Origin of the sequence: Clostridium sp. TW13, assembly GCF_024345225.1 — a bacterium.
GTDB classification, from domain to species: Bacteria; Bacillota; Clostridia; order Clostridiales; family Clostridiaceae; genus Inconstantimicrobium; species Inconstantimicrobium mannanitabidum.
Map to the genome: position 1 here is coordinate 2,077,905 of NZ_BROD01000001.1, position 14,764 is coordinate 2,092,668.

General features: G+C 29.0%; 13 protein-coding genes. 4 read left to right on the plus strand and 9 right to left on the minus strand.

The window, feature by feature from the left end; genetic code table 11:
- Nucleotides 1-25: 25 nt before the first annotated feature.
- Nucleotides 26-730, minus strand: a complete 705-nt coding sequence (locus OCU47_RS10290; protein ID WP_261828513.1) for a lysophospholipid acyltransferase family protein — start codon at nucleotides 728-730, stop codon at nucleotides 26-28.
- A gap of 142 nt (nucleotides 731-872) precedes the next feature.
- Between OCU47_RS10290 and OCU47_RS10295 the strand changes: the two genes are divergently transcribed.
- A complete protein-coding gene (locus OCU47_RS10295; protein ID WP_261828514.1) occupies nucleotides 873-1,742 on the plus strand; it encodes a ComEC/Rec2 family competence protein in 870 nt (289 codons plus the stop codon).
- Nucleotides 1,743-1,779: 37 nt separating this feature from the next.
- Here OCU47_RS10295 and OCU47_RS10300 read toward each other — a convergent pair whose 3' ends face one another.
- A complete protein-coding gene (locus OCU47_RS10300; protein ID WP_261828515.1) occupies nucleotides 1,780-2,520 on the minus strand; it encodes a ribonuclease H-like domain-containing protein in 741 nt (246 codons plus the stop codon).
- A gap of 233 nt (nucleotides 2,521-2,753) precedes the next feature.
- On the opposite strand from OCU47_RS10300, the gene OCU47_RS10305 reads away from it, so the two are divergent.
- Entirely contained in the window at nucleotides 2,754-2,972 is a 219-nt protein-coding gene (locus OCU47_RS10305) for a FeoA family protein (RefSeq protein WP_261828516.1), read from the plus strand.
- 9 nt (nucleotides 2,973-2,981) lie between these two features.
- Nucleotides 2,982-4,745 carry a ferrous iron transport protein B gene (feoB, locus tag OCU47_RS10310; RefSeq protein ID WP_261828517.1) on the plus strand — a complete coding sequence of 588 codons (1,764 nt, stop codon included), beginning with the start codon at nucleotides 2,982-2,984 and terminating at the stop codon, nucleotides 4,743-4,745.
- Between the two features lie 80 nt (nucleotides 4,746-4,825).
- Here the strand turns inward: feoB and OCU47_RS10315 are convergent, their stop codons facing one another.
- The 4 genes from OCU47_RS10315 to OCU47_RS10330 form a co-directional block, all read right to left on the minus strand.
- The gene (locus OCU47_RS10315) at nucleotides 4,826-5,647 is read right to left on the minus strand and encodes a ribonuclease H-like domain-containing protein (RefSeq protein ID WP_261828518.1); all 822 of its coding nucleotides are present in this window, start codon (nucleotides 5,645-5,647) and stop codon (nucleotides 4,826-4,828) included.
- Entirely contained in the window at nucleotides 5,631-7,112 is a 1,482-nt protein-coding gene (argS, locus tag OCU47_RS10320; RefSeq protein ID WP_261828519.1) for an arginine--tRNA ligase domain-containing protein, read from the minus strand. Before argS ends, OCU47_RS10315 begins: the two co-directional genes overlap by 17 nt.
- A gap of 249 nt (nucleotides 7,113-7,361) precedes the next feature.
- On the minus strand, nucleotides 7,362-8,000 hold the full coding sequence (locus tag OCU47_RS10325; protein ID WP_261828520.1) for a site-2 protease family protein: 639 nt from the start codon (nucleotides 7,998-8,000) through the stop codon (nucleotides 7,362-7,364).
- A gap of 337 nt (nucleotides 8,001-8,337) precedes the next feature.
- Complete coding sequence (locus tag OCU47_RS10330; protein WP_261828521.1) at nucleotides 8,338-9,294, minus strand: L-lactate dehydrogenase; 957 nt, start codon at nucleotides 9,292-9,294, stop codon at nucleotides 8,338-8,340.
- 225 nt (nucleotides 9,295-9,519) lie between these two features.
- Between OCU47_RS10330 and OCU47_RS10335 the strand changes: the two genes are divergently transcribed.
- Complete coding sequence (locus OCU47_RS10335) at nucleotides 9,520-10,125, plus strand: 3'-5' exonuclease (protein ID WP_261828522.1); 606 nt, start codon at nucleotides 9,520-9,522, stop codon at nucleotides 10,123-10,125.
- Between the two features lie 51 nt (nucleotides 10,126-10,176).
- Here OCU47_RS10335 and OCU47_RS10340 read toward each other — a convergent pair whose 3' ends face one another.
- The 3 genes from OCU47_RS10340 to pflB form a co-directional block, all read right to left on the minus strand.
- Nucleotides 10,177-11,448: a M48 family metallopeptidase gene (locus OCU47_RS10340; protein ID WP_261828523.1), complete on the minus strand. Its 1,272-nt coding sequence runs from the start codon at nucleotides 11,446-11,448 to the stop codon at nucleotides 10,177-10,179.
- Between the two features lie 114 nt (nucleotides 11,449-11,562).
- Nucleotides 11,563-12,282, minus strand: coding sequence for a pyruvate formate-lyase-activating protein (pflA, locus tag OCU47_RS10345; protein ID WP_261828524.1), 720 nt, complete (start codon nucleotides 12,280-12,282; stop codon nucleotides 11,563-11,565).
- 130 nt (nucleotides 12,283-12,412) lie between these two features.
- Nucleotides 12,413-14,641 (minus strand): formate C-acetyltransferase, encoded by a 2,229-nt coding sequence (pflB, locus tag OCU47_RS10350; RefSeq protein ID WP_261828525.1) that lies wholly within the window; start codon nucleotides 14,639-14,641, stop codon nucleotides 12,413-12,415.
- Nucleotides 14,642-14,764 lie beyond the last annotated feature (123 nt).

The window sequence follows — 14,764 nt, forward strand, 5'->3', positions numbered from 1 at the left end:
CTATTTTTCTCATAAATCAATAATTTTATAATGCTGATTTCACTATTTTTTGAATTTTTTCAGCTAAATTTTTTTCATCCTCTTTAGAAAGCTCTGCTGTATATATGGGTTTATGGAAAGTGACATCTACAGTTGCTTTTCTTAACTTGCCTTCAAGTTCATATGCCTTGTTTGTCCCTGAAATTGTTACAGGAATTATAGGTGCTTTTGCTTTTGTAGCTAATTTAAAGCTACCTTGCTTGAAATCTTTCATAACTCCATCTTTCGCTCTTGTACCCTCTGGAAATATGGTCATATTATGACCATTCTTTATATTATCACTACCCTCTTTAAAGACTTTAACAGCCTCTCTTACATTTTCCCTATCCATGCCTACACAATGAATAGCTTTCATCCAATAGCCTATAACTGGAACCTTTAATACCTCTTTCTTTGAAATAAACCCCATAGGTAAATTAGCCGCCTCTATCAAAGCTGTAATATCAAAATTACTTTGATGATTTCCTATAAACACACAAGCTTGGTTAGGAATATTTTCCCTGCCATGTACTCTGATTTTCACTCCAAAAATTTTATTTGTCACCTTAACCCACTTTAAAAGCACTTTATCTGTATATTTTTCAGCTATTTCTTTTCCCTTAAACTTATAAAGAAACTTAAGTTTTATCATTCTAAACACTTGAACTAGAAGATAGAAAAAGTATATAAACAATAGAAAAAACGTCCTCATTAAAATTGCCCTCCTCTTAATATGAATATATCTATATATTCACTATAATATAGCTTTATTTCAATTTTATCAAGCAAACTTTGACAGATATTAATTAATAGATTAAACTAATTTTTACAAGATACTATTTTGGAGGGGCAAAATGAAAAAAATTTTTTCTTACTTTTTATCTATAGCAATTATTTTTACCTGTATAACATTAACATCTTGCTCAAAGTCTGCTGATTCTTCTATAGATAATTTAACTGAAACCTCAGCATTGAGAATCCATTATATTGATGTTGGTCAAGGAGATGCTATCTTAATTCAAGTAAACCATAAAAACTTTCTTATTGATTCGGGGCCTTCTGATTCACAAAGCAAAATATTGGGGTATCTAAAGAATCTACATATAAATAAATTTGATTACATATTAGCGACACATCCCCATGAGGATCACATTGGAAATATGACGGCAATAATAAAAAAATATGATATTACAACTTTTTTAGCACCTAAAGTAACTACTAACACCAGTACATTTAAGAATATGCTTTTAGCTTTAAAAAACAAAAATATGCACATTAATGCTATAAAGGCTGGTTCTAAAGTAATTAATTTAGGTGAAAACATAACTGTAGAAGTATTATCTCCAAATAACTCTAGCTATGAGGAATTAAACAACTATTCTCCAATGATAAAGCTTACTTATGGCTCTCGTTCATTTTTATTTGTAGGAGATGCCCAAAAAGAAGTTGAACAAGAAGTATTATCAAAAAATTATGATGTCAAAGCTGATGTACTTAAAGTTGGGCATCATGGTAGTTCTACCTCTACCTCCAATGAATTTTTGAAAAAGGTAAATCCTTCCATAGCTGTTATTTCAGTAGGAGCAAACAATTCATATAAGCATCCTAATAAAAGCGTTATTGATAGATTAAAAGAAAGTTCTATTAAAATATACAGAACTGATAATGATGGAAATATTATTATTGATTGCGATGGAAAAAACATAAAAGTAACTACCAAATAAATAATATAGGCTACATTAATATAATTATTAATGTAGCCTATATTGTTGCCTCAGAGTTATTATCTATTTCAGTTTCACTTAATTTTTCACTTTCTAAAATACTATTTTCTAATTCAATTTGCTCTCTTAATTTATTAATATACTTATTCCATTTTACATATATGTGAAATAAGTTAACTACATCCTGCTCATTATACTGCAGAATTTTTTCAACCTTTTCTTTTGGCATTCTAGAAAAATATTCGCTATCCTTCATGACTTTATGAAAAGTTTTTGCCAAATTGGAACCTGCTATAAGCTCTCCTTCCCTTTCAATATCAAATATCTTTTCTAAAGCCTTTAATCCTACTCCACGCTTAATCACTTTTTCATATTCCCTTTGTAAATCAATATGCTTGAAGTTTTCTAAAATATTATATTTAACACCATTTTGATTAAATAGATAATTGATAACTGAAAAATCATTATTACCCGAAAAAGTAACAATGTACTTCTTGTTATACTTTTCTTGCATAACTTTAAAATAATTTTCTGCCATTAAAAGTATATCTTTTCCCTCTTCTCTGTTTTCAATCATGTATTGAGTAACTATTAGTTTATCCTTAACTTCATCATAATAACAACAACCAAATACACCAACACATTTAGGCTTTTTATACACATAATGCTCTAAATCAAAAAAAATAGCATCCTTATATTGCATGTTGTTATCTTCCACAGCTAATACATCCTCAGTATTAATTTCATCTATATCTAATTGATTTTCTTTAATTATCACTATATCACTCTTTCCTTTTTGATTATGCTTTTCTTTAGTAACTGTATAAATACAATTAATTCAAAAAATTATTAAACTCTATTTAATTATACCATGATTCCTAGAGATTTATTTGAAAAATAATTTTTTTAATACATTTTTTAGTTAATTTTTTTATATTATATTATAAGTCATATTTTAATAATAAAATTATTTAAAATTAAAATTTATAATCATTTTTAGGAGTGAACCATATGAATATATGCAATTTAAAAATTGGGGAAGTAGCTAAAATATATAAAATTATAGGAAATGATAAATTAGCAAAAAGACTACAAGCTCTAGGATGTATTCAAGATACAGAAATAATCTTAAAAAGAATTGCACCTTTGGGCGATCCTATCCTAATAAGTATACGTGGTTTTGATATTGCTTTAAGAAAAGTAGATGCTAAAAATATATTAATAAAGTAGGTAGATAATATGAACATTGCATTATTAGGCAACCCCAATGTAGGAAAAACAACTTTATTCAATTCTTTAACTGGTTCCAATCAATATGTAGGAAATTGGGCTGGAGTTACTGTAGAAAAAAAAGAAGGATTCTTAGATAATTTTAAAATCATAGATCTTCCTGGAATATATTCTATGGATGCTTTTTCAAATGAAGAAAAAATATCTAAAAATTTTTTAGAAACTGAATCTATTGATCTAATTATAAATATAGTTGATGCCTCAAATTTAGATAGAAATTTATATCTTACTTATCAGTTAAAGCAATATAAAAAGCCAATGATTCTTGTATTAAACATGATAGATGTAGCCGAGAAGAAAGGATACAAATTTAACCTTGAACTATTAGAAAAGAATTTTAGAATGAAAGTTTTCCCTATAATCGCCTCAAAATCCATAGGATTAGATGAAATAAAGAAGTATATACAGAAGGAATATTATTCTAATAGCTTGGATTTAACTCCACCTAATTTTACAAATGAAAATGAAGCATACAATTATATTGATTCCATGGTCTCTTCATGCAGAATCATGAGTACCAAAACCAAATTGGATTTATCTGAGTCTCTAGACAGCATACTTCTCAATCCTATATTAGCTTACCCCATGTTTTTACTTATACTATTATTTATATTCAAATTTACCTTTTCATGGGTTGGTGCACCTTTATCTAAGATTTTAGGCATATTATTAAATTCATGTTTTATGCCTTATTTAAATAATCTGTTATCAGGTGCTTCTCCATGGATAAGCTCTCTTATAGTAAATGGCATTGTAGGCGGTGTAGGTGGGATACTTACTTTACTCCCTGTAATTTTAGCTTTATTTTTCTGTATTACTATTTTAGAAGATAGTGGCTATATGGCTAGAGTTGCATTTCTAATGGACAAGATTATGAGAAAAATAGGTCTATCAGGAAAAGCTTTCATTCCTATGATTTTAGGATTTGGATGTTCTGTTCCTGCCATAATGTCTGCAAGAACTTTAGAAAGTGAAAAAGATAGAAGACTTGCTGCTTTATTGATTCCGTTAATGTCATGTAACGCTAAACTTTCTATTTATATGGTATTTGCATTAGCACTTTTTCCCAAAAATCAGGGGTTACTCATAGCCTCCTTATATGGATTGGGAATTCTAATTGCATTTATTATGGCACTAATTTTCAAAAATAGTTTATTTAAAAAGGACGAACATCCATTTATTATTGAATTACCTAAACTAAAAATGCCAAATTCTCAAAATATACTTAATCAATTATCAGAAAAAACTAAAAGTTTTCTTTCAAAAGCCGGAACCACTATTTTTGCAATGAGTGTAATAATATGGTTTTTACAAGCCTTCAACGCTTCTGGACAAGTTGCAAATATAAATCAAAGCTTTCTATATTCCATCGGAAACTCTATTGCACCATTTTTTAAACCACTAGGGTTTGGTACCTGGGAAGCCTCCGTTTCTCTTTTAACAGGAATAATGGCCAAGGAAACAGTTGTATCTACATTATCAGTAATATACGGAAATAACCTACTTACTATAATTCCTTTACACTTTACTCAAGTGTCAGCTTATGCTTTCTTAGTTTTTGTACTTCTATATTCTCCTTGCATTTCAGTTATAGGCACAATGAAAAAAGAATTTGGATTTGCAATGACTGTTTTCTCTGTTATTTACCAAATACTTCTAGCATGGATTGTTTCTTTCTTATTTTTTACTGTAGGCTCCATGTTTTTTCATTAATATATAATGAATCTTCAAAAAACAATTAAATCCATATGCTAATAAAACCTATGTAGAAGATATTTTCTACATAGGTTTTATCATTCATAAATCTTTGCTTGTTTATGATTTGCTTTTAAAATATTATCAATTTCATTATAATCTATGATTTTCTGTCGTAATTGATATATTAGCCTACGACTATCTTTTGTAGATAAATAATTAAATTTAATATCTTCAATAATAATATTTCTTTTTTGTATCAATCTAGAAATATATCGTATCTCATTTATTGAAAGAGCATCATCACGCAATATATTTTCGCTTTTAATTTTATTTAGAATTAAAAATAACTTTGGTAATTCTAGAACATCTTCTAAATTATGTTGTATTATAGCTTTAACTAACGTCTCATCTTGTTGCTCAAGATATAACAGGAATTTATCTCTACACTCCTTGCCATCTATTTCATCTATTCTTGAAATTCCAACAAGTTCTTCAAAGCTTTTTAAAGAACATCCTTTACTACCCAATCCTTTTGTATATGGTTGCAAAATCCTATAAAAATCATAATGATTCTTGTAACTAACTTCATCAATATTATATTTTTTTAGTCTAGCATTGATAAAAGGCTCATCAAAAGCTATCCCATTAAATGTACATATATTTTCACAACGTAGCAAAGGTTCTACTTCGTTAAGTAAATTCGCCTCATCATAAGGATTAAAGCAAACAGTGACCTCATATCTATCATCAAATAATTTACCTATAGAAATGCAAAATATTCCATCTTCCTCCTTACTAAAACCTGTACATTCAATATCAATAAAAATACATTTATCCAAACCATACTTTCCAATAATTGATACTGGAAGTGGATTCTTATTGCTTTGTCTTATTGTTAAATTATCGTATTTTTTCAACTATATCCACCCCTATTAATGCTAAAGAATTCTTTATTACTTGGCAAGCTGCCCTAACTAAATTAAGCCTTGCGCATTTCAGTCCTTCATCATCTATATTCTCAATTTCATGATTATTAACAAACTTATTAAAAGCCTTTGAAACCTGAATGCAATATTCAGCTATAATATTAGGTGCTAATTTATTTATAGCCATATCAATGCTTTGTATATATTCATCTAAAAGTTTTATTAACTCATATTCTTCTGTACTATAAAGTTTTGAATATTCAGGTTCTGCTAAAGTTAGTTCATTATTGCACAAAATGCTGTTTCCTACAAAATAAGTATACAGCACATACGCTCCTGTGTCACCTTCTAAAGACATTACCTGCTCTAAATCAAAATAAAACTGCCTTTCTTTACAGTTCTTTATTAGAAAAAAACTAACTGCTCCAATACCAAGTATTCTACTAGCTTCCTCTTTATTGCTAACATAAACATTAAGCTTGCTCATCATATTAAAAGCCTTTTGTATTAATGCCTTCTCTAAGCTTCTTATGTTTATATATCCATTTTCATCTGCAAAACATCTAGGATTAAATAACTTAACCAACCCAAGTTCAAAATATTTGCACTCCTTTGACAACTGCTTATCTAAGATACCCATTACTTTTAATACTTGCTCATAGTAACTTCGCTGTTCCAGTTCTGCAATATGGATACTTTTATCAAATCTATATATATTTTTTTGATTTATTATGCAGGTTAATAATTTGATATAAGATGAGTATGTTCCATCTACATTTTTAACTATAAATGGCGGCATGTTATATTTCTTCAATTCTACAACTTCTGCTCCATTACTTTTGATTAGCAATTTATTTTGAATCAATATTTCAATAACTTCCTCTATTTTATTAGAAGCACATTCCTCAATATATATATCAAATTTCATATTATTTAATTTGTATATTTCTTGATACTCACTAAACATAACACTTTCTAAATTCTTATCACAACAACTTGTTATGACATCATAACCTTGACTCTGAAAAATTCTAGATAATGATTTGCTTATAACTGTTAAAGATAAACTTTCTATGCCAGATAATTTAATTATATTTGAGCAAGAGGTTTGAATACATACATTTTTCCCTTTATTACACTCTGATCTCCCGTAGAAATCACCTTTAGATAATATATTTTGTATAGTTTCCTTAATAAATATTTTCTTATCTATATAAAAATTAATATATGGACCTACATTCTCTATCTTTTCAAAACACTCTTTATTTATTGTATTACTTATTTCTTCTGCTATTAAATTAGGAGTTTTCTCATGAATTTGAGTTAACTGAAAGCATGGAAAAGCAAAATTGCCCATTTCAGGTTTAGGAGGGATTTGTAGCATCTTCTCCAAACTATTTTTATCTAAATCTAGAATTTCAGATAGTCTTTCTACTGCAAGGTTTTTAAAGTTCATCCCTACCTCCTTGTTCCAAATACATGTCTTCTTAAAATAAAGCACCGTCTCCTAATACATAATTTAGAGACGGTCACTTCTGCATTACTATTTATATTGGTAAATTAATAAATAATTATTTTTTACAAGTATTGTTAATTAAATATTATAATAGTCAACTATCCTTTGTCAATTGATTTTAAATTTTATTTGATTAACAAAAAAAACTATTACTAAATGATTTAAAGAGCACTTAGCAATAGTTTAATGTTACCTAATGACTGAGAAAACAAGAATACTAAATAAGTTACCTATTGCTGTAGTAGGATAATATAATATTCTACCTCCTATAGCAATTGCAATTAATAAAATTGGCATTTCATATCTATATAGTTGGTTTGCATACTTATAATATGTTTTTGGACTATAATCTTGTAGAATTGATAATCCATCTAAACCTGGTAGTGGTAACAAATTAAATATACATAATCCTATATTTATATAAATCCCTTTGTAAATAATCGAATAAATTATAAGTGCTAACTGAGTTCCAAGCATAAAAAGTACATATTTTTGAAAAAGTGCAAGCACTATAGTTAAAATAAATGCTAATACTAAGTTTGCTAAAGGTCCAGCTGCAGATACTTTTAAATCATCCTTGTAATAATTTTTAAATGCTCTTTTATTAACTGTAACAGGCTTAGCCCATCCAAACCCAAACAAGACTATCATTATAAATCCTATGATGTCTATATGTGCTAGTGGATTTAAAGTTAATCTTCCTTCAAATCTTGGTGTTTTATCTCCTAGTTTATCTGCTACCTTTGCATGAGCATATTCATGAAAAGCAAACCCAAGTAAAATTCCTGGAATACTTAATATCAATTTTAATAAATAATCTTGTATCATATATAATTCCTCCCTATGATATTAGAGTATATTATATCATATTTTATTTAAAACATGAAAACTTAATATTCTAAAAAGATCGTATTATAAACAAGTAAAATAATAATACTTTATCAAGAATACTCCAACTTTAATATGGTTTTTATAATTGAAATTAAGATTTTTTTAAATATTTATCAGAAAAAGCTTGGTTTATTTAACAAACTTATGTATAATATACTTGTACGGATTTTTATTTTGCCCTCTTAATTTACGATGGCATTATGCCATATTTAGTAGCAAAGGCTACTGTGTGCCCACAGTAGCCATTTTTTTATGATCAATTTTTTTCTTACTTTTATATACCTGCTTCATTTAGGTGAGATTTTAATAGATCTCCAGAAGCCTTTAATTTTTCCTTCTCTTCCTCACATAAATCTACTTCTAATATTTTTTTAGCTCCACCTCTATTAACTATAGTTGGAATTGCTAAATATATATTATCAATTCCATATTGCCCTGTAAACAATGATGAAACTGTTAATATAGCATCCTCATCTCTTAATATTGCATCCACTATTCTTCTTACTGCTAACCCAACTGCATAATTTGTATAACCCTTTTTCTTTATCATTTCATATGCTGCATTCTTTACCTTCTCTGGTATCTGTTTCTTAAACTCTAAGGATGGACCACAATGTTCACACACCTTAGTTGAATACTCTTCTGCACTCATTCCTGCTATACTTGTTAAGCTCCATGCTGCTATTTCTGAATCGCCATGTTCTCCTATAATATAACTATGAATATTTCTTGGATCTATATCAAAATGTTCTCCTAACTCATACTTAAATCTTGATGTATCAAGAACAGTACCTGAACCTATGACTCTTTCAGCTGGGAATCCAGATAACTTGTAAGTTATATAGGTTAATACATCTACCGGATTTGATACTACTAATAGAATTGCATCTGGATTATACTTAACTACTTCTGGAACAATCTGCTTGAAGACACCCAAGTTCTTATTAATTATATCTAATCTTGTCTCTCCAGGTTTTTGTCCTACTCCTGCAGTTATAATAACTATATCTGAATCTTTTGTATCAACATAATCTCCTGCCTTTACATTACAAGGTTTAAGAAAAGCAGCTCCATGAGATAAATCCATTGCTTCGGCTTCTGCCTTGTCTTTGTTTATGTCCACAATTACTATTTCTGATGCTATTCCTTCTAATAAGAGAGCATATGCTGTTGTTGAACCAACAAAGCCTGCTCCTATGATTGAAATTTTATTTCCTTTTTCTATCTTCATAAAAATATACCTCCTAAGCTATATTACTATACAATCTTACAAAAGTTCTATTGGATAAATATTATTAATTAATAACTTTTATTAATACCATTATACTCCTTATCTTCTTTATTATCAACTCCTTTAGAATTATTATGTATATATTTTTAATTTCTAAGTTGTAATTTCATAGGCAAAACATATATAATTGTTTTTAGAAACTGTTTTATTTGGAGGCAAAATTTTATGAAACTTTTATTTTTTGATACAGAAACAACTGGCATAAAACCGGGAAGCATATGTCAATTAAGTTATATAACAGTAGATACCTCTGTTAAGCCACAATTAACTCAAGGAAAAAATTATTTTTTTACAGTTGATTATGTTGAGCCTTCCGCAGAAGAAGTTCATGGCTTCTCTGTAGAGAAGTTATATGAATTAAGCGATGGAATGTATTTTGATGATTTAGTAGAAAATTTTTATGAAGATTTTAAAAGTGCTGATTTTATCATAGGTCATAATGTATCTTTTGATATAAAATTTTTAAAACATGAACTTGCTCCTATGGGAGAAGATTTCGTACCTAAAAATACTTTCTGTACGATGAGTTATTATAAGAATATTTGTAATATTCCTAGACCAAATGGAGAAATTAAAAATCCAAAATTATCTGAGCTGGTAAAGTTCCTAAATATATCAGATGGCACTATAGCCGCTACTGCAGATAAACTTTTTGAAGGAAGTGGCGATTATCATGATGCAAGATTTGATACTGCTGCCACATATTTAGCAGTAATTGAAGGAATCAAAAAGAGATTAATTCCAGCAGGATATTTTAGCAAACAAAGTTAATTAGAAACAATTTAATAAGAGTCCCTTCTTAAATTAAAGAAGGGACTCTTATTACTTTACAAATCTATATGAATTATTCTCCCATGGTTTATATGAATTAGCCATCTCAATTCTTTCTTCTGTAGTTGGATGATCATACTCCCATAACTTTGTAAGAATATCTACTTTAGGTACCTGCAAGTTTGTTTCCATTAGTTTAGCTTGCAACTTGCCATTTACCAAGTTATTATGAGTGCACTCAATAGCAAATCTATCAGCATCCATTTCCATCTTTCTGCTAACTAAATTATCTACTGGAGTAGTAATGAAACCAATAGTCAAATAGATTAATAGCATAATAGGAATAAACGCATTTTCTTTGTAATTTGTTCCATTGACTTTCTTCTTATATATTTTTTTACCTATACTATCAACTAAAATAAGAATAATAAGACTTTCAAAGACTTGTAATACAATTCCTATTGGAACATGATTTAATTTATAGTGCCCTACTTCATGAGCCACTACTGCCAATATCTCATCTTCACTTAAAGAATTTAGTGTTGTATCCCATAATACAACTCGTCTACTATTTCCCACCCCAGTCATATATGCATTCAAGTAATTTGTTTCTTTACTCTTATCCACTTGTAAAATTTGAACATTCTTAAGCCCAGCTTTTTCACAGATTGCATCTATCTTAGTTTTTAATTCTGCATTCTGTAATGGCTTAAAATCATTGAATAATGGATCTATTACAATAGGTTGCACATAAGCTCCAAACAAACTTACAGGTATCATCAGTAAAAACAAGATAACATAATAATGTTTAAATTTCTTATAAACGAAATATATAACCATAAAACTTATTGCATTTATTATAAAATTGAGTAGAAAATCTTCTAAATTAGAAAAGATCCAACTACTAAAATTTAAATTAAGAGACTTAAAAAGCTTCCCTCTATAAAATCCAGCAATTATACCTACTGGTAAATACATTATAAATTCATAAACTGAATAAACCGCAAAAAGAACTAATATCTCTTTTAATGATTTCTGAGATTTTAAAATTATTTTTGGTATTCCAAAATAAATAAATGATATAGGTATAAGGAACATCAAAACAACCTTTATAACTCTATAGAATCTAGAAAATTTATAATTTGCTTCAGCCACTGGTGAAGCCTTAGGTACTACCACCTGCTGGTTTTCTACTTTTATTTCTATTTGTCTTGTCCCATTTATACTTCTTGCTTGAGTTTTCTCAAGTATTGCTGTGCCAATAAACAAGATTATTGAAATCCATAAAAACATAAAAATGATTTTTCTTAATATATCCTTCACTATGTTTCTCCACCCCGGTTTTTTATTATATATAATTAATACTTATAATAATCAATAAATATAACCAAAATTAAAACTATAGATAGGTCTTATTTTAAACCTATCTATGATTTATCAGATTAAACCTAATCGCTTATTAAATTCTTTTTCCTTCTCTTTAACATATTCTTTGTTCATAGGTTCTACACCTTTTAGCTTATATTCTATACCCAATTTTTCATACTTATTAACTCCAAGCACATGATACGGTAATAATTCGAACTTTTTAACATTATTAATTTGTTCCACCATCTTAAATACATTTTCTAAATGTTCTTCTCCATCTGTTACTCCTGGAACAACAACATGCCTTATCCAAAATTCTTTACCCATCTCTTGAGCCTTTTCTAAAAATTCTAAGGATTTATCCATTTTTCTTTGAGTTACCTTTGTATAACCCTCTTCTGATATATGCTTAATATCAAATAAAATTAAATCTACATATTTTAAAAGTTCCTCATAATCTCCATCTCCATATCCTGCAGTATCTATACAAGTATGAATATTATTTTCTTTACATTTTTTTAAAATATCAATTAAGAATTCCTTTTGTAGTATTGGTTCCCCTCCAGAGAATGTGACACCACCTTTAGATCTTTCAAAATATGGTTTATATCTTACTATCTTCTTTATCAGTTCTTCCGAACTCATTTCAGTTCCTTCACTAAACTCCCAAGTATCTGGATTGTGACAATATAAACATCTTAATCCACATCCTTGTAAAAAAATCACTACTCTAATCCCTGGTCCATCTAACAACCCCATGGTTTCAATAGAATGTATTCTTCCTAACATTTCATCACCTCATTTGTTTGAAATCAAGTTATATTTTTATTATACATTATTATTTTTATATGTTCATTATAATTATATATAATAAAAGAAATACCCCTAAAATCTTAGAGGTATTCTTCAATATAATTTATTAAATTGATTCGTGGAAAGTTCTGCTTATAACTTCTAGCTGTTGTTCTCTTGATAATCTGCTAAAGTTAACTGCATATCCAGAAACTCTTATTGTAAGTGTTGGATATTGCTCTGGATTTTCCATAGCATCAATTAAAGTTTGTCTATTTAAAACATTAACATTTAAGTGATGTGCTCCTTGAACAAAATATCCATCTAAAATTGAAACTAGATTATTTACTTTTTGTTCATCAGATTTTCCTAAAGCATCTGGAACGATAGAAAAAGTATTTGAAACACCATCTTGGCATATTCCGTTATAAGGTATTTTGGCAACTGAATTAAGTGATGCTAAGGCACCATTTATATCTCTACCATGCATTGGGTTAGCTCCTGGAGCTAAAGCTTCTCCTGCCTTTCTTCCATCTGGTGTAGAACCAGTTTTCTTACCATACATAACATTAGATGTTATTGTAAGAGCTGATAATGTATGTTTTGCATCTCTATATAGAGGATGTTTCTTCAGTTCAGATGAGAATTTAGTAACTAACTCTACACCTAAATCATCTGCTCTGTCATCATCATTACCATACTTAGGGAACTCACCTATAGTTTCAAAATCTACTGCTATACCTTCCTCATTTCTTATTTGCTTAACTTTCGCATATTTTATAGCTGATAATGAATCTATAGCTACTGAAAGCCCTGCAACACCGAATGCCATTAATCTCTCTACATCTGTATCGTGAAGTGCCATTTGTCCTGCTTCATATGCATATTTATCATGCATGCAGTGAATTATATTCATTGTATCAACATATAATTTAGCTACGTATTCTAACACCTTATCATAGTTAGCTTTAACTTTCTTAAATTCAAGAATCTCATCATCAATCTTTTCAATTCCTGGTACAACCTTAATACCTTTCTTCTCATCCACACCACCATTTATAGCATATAAAAGTGATTTTGCAATGTTGCATCTAGCACCAAAGAACTGCATTTGTTTACCTACTTGCATTGCTGATACACAACAAGCTATAGCATAGTCATCACCATAGATTGGTCTCATTATTTCATCGCTTTCATATTGAATAGCATCTGTTTTTATTGATATATCAGCACAATATTTCTTAAAGTTTTCTGGTAAACTTGGTGACCATAATACTGTTAAGTTAGGTTCAGGGGATGTCCCTAAATTAATCAAAGTGTGCAAATATCTAAATGAATTCTTTGTTACAAGCGGTTTTCCGTTTATCCCCATGCCACCTATTGACTCAGTTACCCAAGTTGGGTCTCCACCAAATAATTCATTATATTCTGGAGTTCTTAAATGTCTAACTAATCTTAACTTAATTATAAATTGATCCACCATTTCTTGTGCTTCAGCTTCTGTTATTAAACCTAAATCTAAATCCCTTTGAATGTAGATATCTAAGAAAGTAGAAGTTCTACCTAAAGATGTAGCGGCTCCGTTATTTTCTTTTATTCCTGCTAAATATCCAAAATATAGAGCTTGTATAGCTTCTCTAGCAGTTTTTGAAGGTTGTGATATATCACATCCATATTTTGCAGCCATTGATTTTATTGCACTTAAAGCTCTAATTTGTTCACTTACTTCCTCTCTTTTTCTTATAAGCTCATCAAGCATATCTCCTTGAAGTGCATCTAAGTCCTTCTTCTTTTCTTCAATTAAGAAATCCACCCCATAAAGAGCAATTCTTCTATAATCACCTATTATTCTTCCTCTACCATAAGCATCTGGTAATCCAGTTAATAATCCAGCACTTCTAGCAAGTCTTATTTCCTTTGTATAGGCATCAAAAACACCTTGGTTATGAGTTTTTCTATATTGTGAAAAATACTTTTGAATATTTTCATCCAGCTTATACCCATACTCTTCTAATGAGCTTTGTACCATTCTCATACCACCAAAAGGATTTACAATTCTCTTAAGCGGCGCATCTGTTTGTAGACCAACTATTACTTCATTGTCTTTGTCAATATATCCTGCATCATAATTGTCTATTCCAGATACTCTATCTGTTGCAACATCTATTATTCCTTTTTTTACTTCTTCTATGATTAGTGCTCGAGCTTTAGACCATACTTTATCTGTCTTTTCTGTAGTTCCAACTAAAAAACTATCATCGCCTTCATATAGACTATAGTTCTTTTGTATAAAATTTCTTACGTCAATTCTTTCCTGCCAACTTCCTTCTTTAAAACCTTCCCATTCTTTAAACATAATACAAAACCTCCTAAATTTACTCAGATAATCACCTTTTTGAATCTAGGGTTAAGAATCAATGATTTACTTCCATGCTGTCCTTCTTAATATTCCCTTTTCATTTGTAAGTTATCCTATAAA

Excerpts from the sequence above, each read along its gene's own strand:
- OCU47_RS10290 (WP_261828513.1), bottom strand. The coding sequence starts at position 730 with ATGAGGACGTTTTTTCTATTGTTTATATACTTTTTCTATCTTCTAGTT.
- OCU47_RS10295 (WP_261828514.1), top strand. The coding sequence starts at position 873 with ATGAAAAAAATTTTTTCTTACTTTTTATCTATAGCAATTATTTTTACC.
- OCU47_RS10305 (WP_261828516.1), top strand. The coding sequence starts at position 2,754 with ATGAATATATGCAATTTAAAAATTGGGGAAGTAGCTAAAATATATAAA.
- feoB (WP_261828517.1), top strand. The coding sequence starts at position 2,982 with ATGAACATTGCATTATTAGGCAACCCCAATGTAGGAAAAACAACTTTA.
- argS (WP_261828519.1), bottom strand. The coding sequence starts at position 7,112 with ATGAACTTTAAAAACCTTGCAGTAGAAAGACTATCTGAAATTCTAGAT.
- OCU47_RS10325 (WP_261828520.1), bottom strand. The coding sequence starts at position 8,000 with ATGATACAAGATTATTTATTAAAATTGATATTAAGTATTCCAGGAATT.
- OCU47_RS10330 (WP_261828521.1), bottom strand. The coding sequence starts at position 9,294 with ATGAAGATAGAAAAAGGAAATAAAATTTCAATCATAGGAGCAGGCTTT.
- OCU47_RS10335 (WP_261828522.1), top strand. The coding sequence starts at position 9,520 with ATGAAACTTTTATTTTTTGATACAGAAACAACTGGCATAAAACCGGGA.
- pflA (WP_261828524.1), bottom strand. The coding sequence starts at position 12,282 with ATGTTAGGAAGAATACATTCTATTGAAACCATGGGGTTGTTAGATGGA.
- pflB (WP_261828525.1), bottom strand. The coding sequence starts at position 14,641 with ATGTTTAAAGAATGGGAAGGTTTTAAAGAAGGAAGTTGGCAGGAAAGA.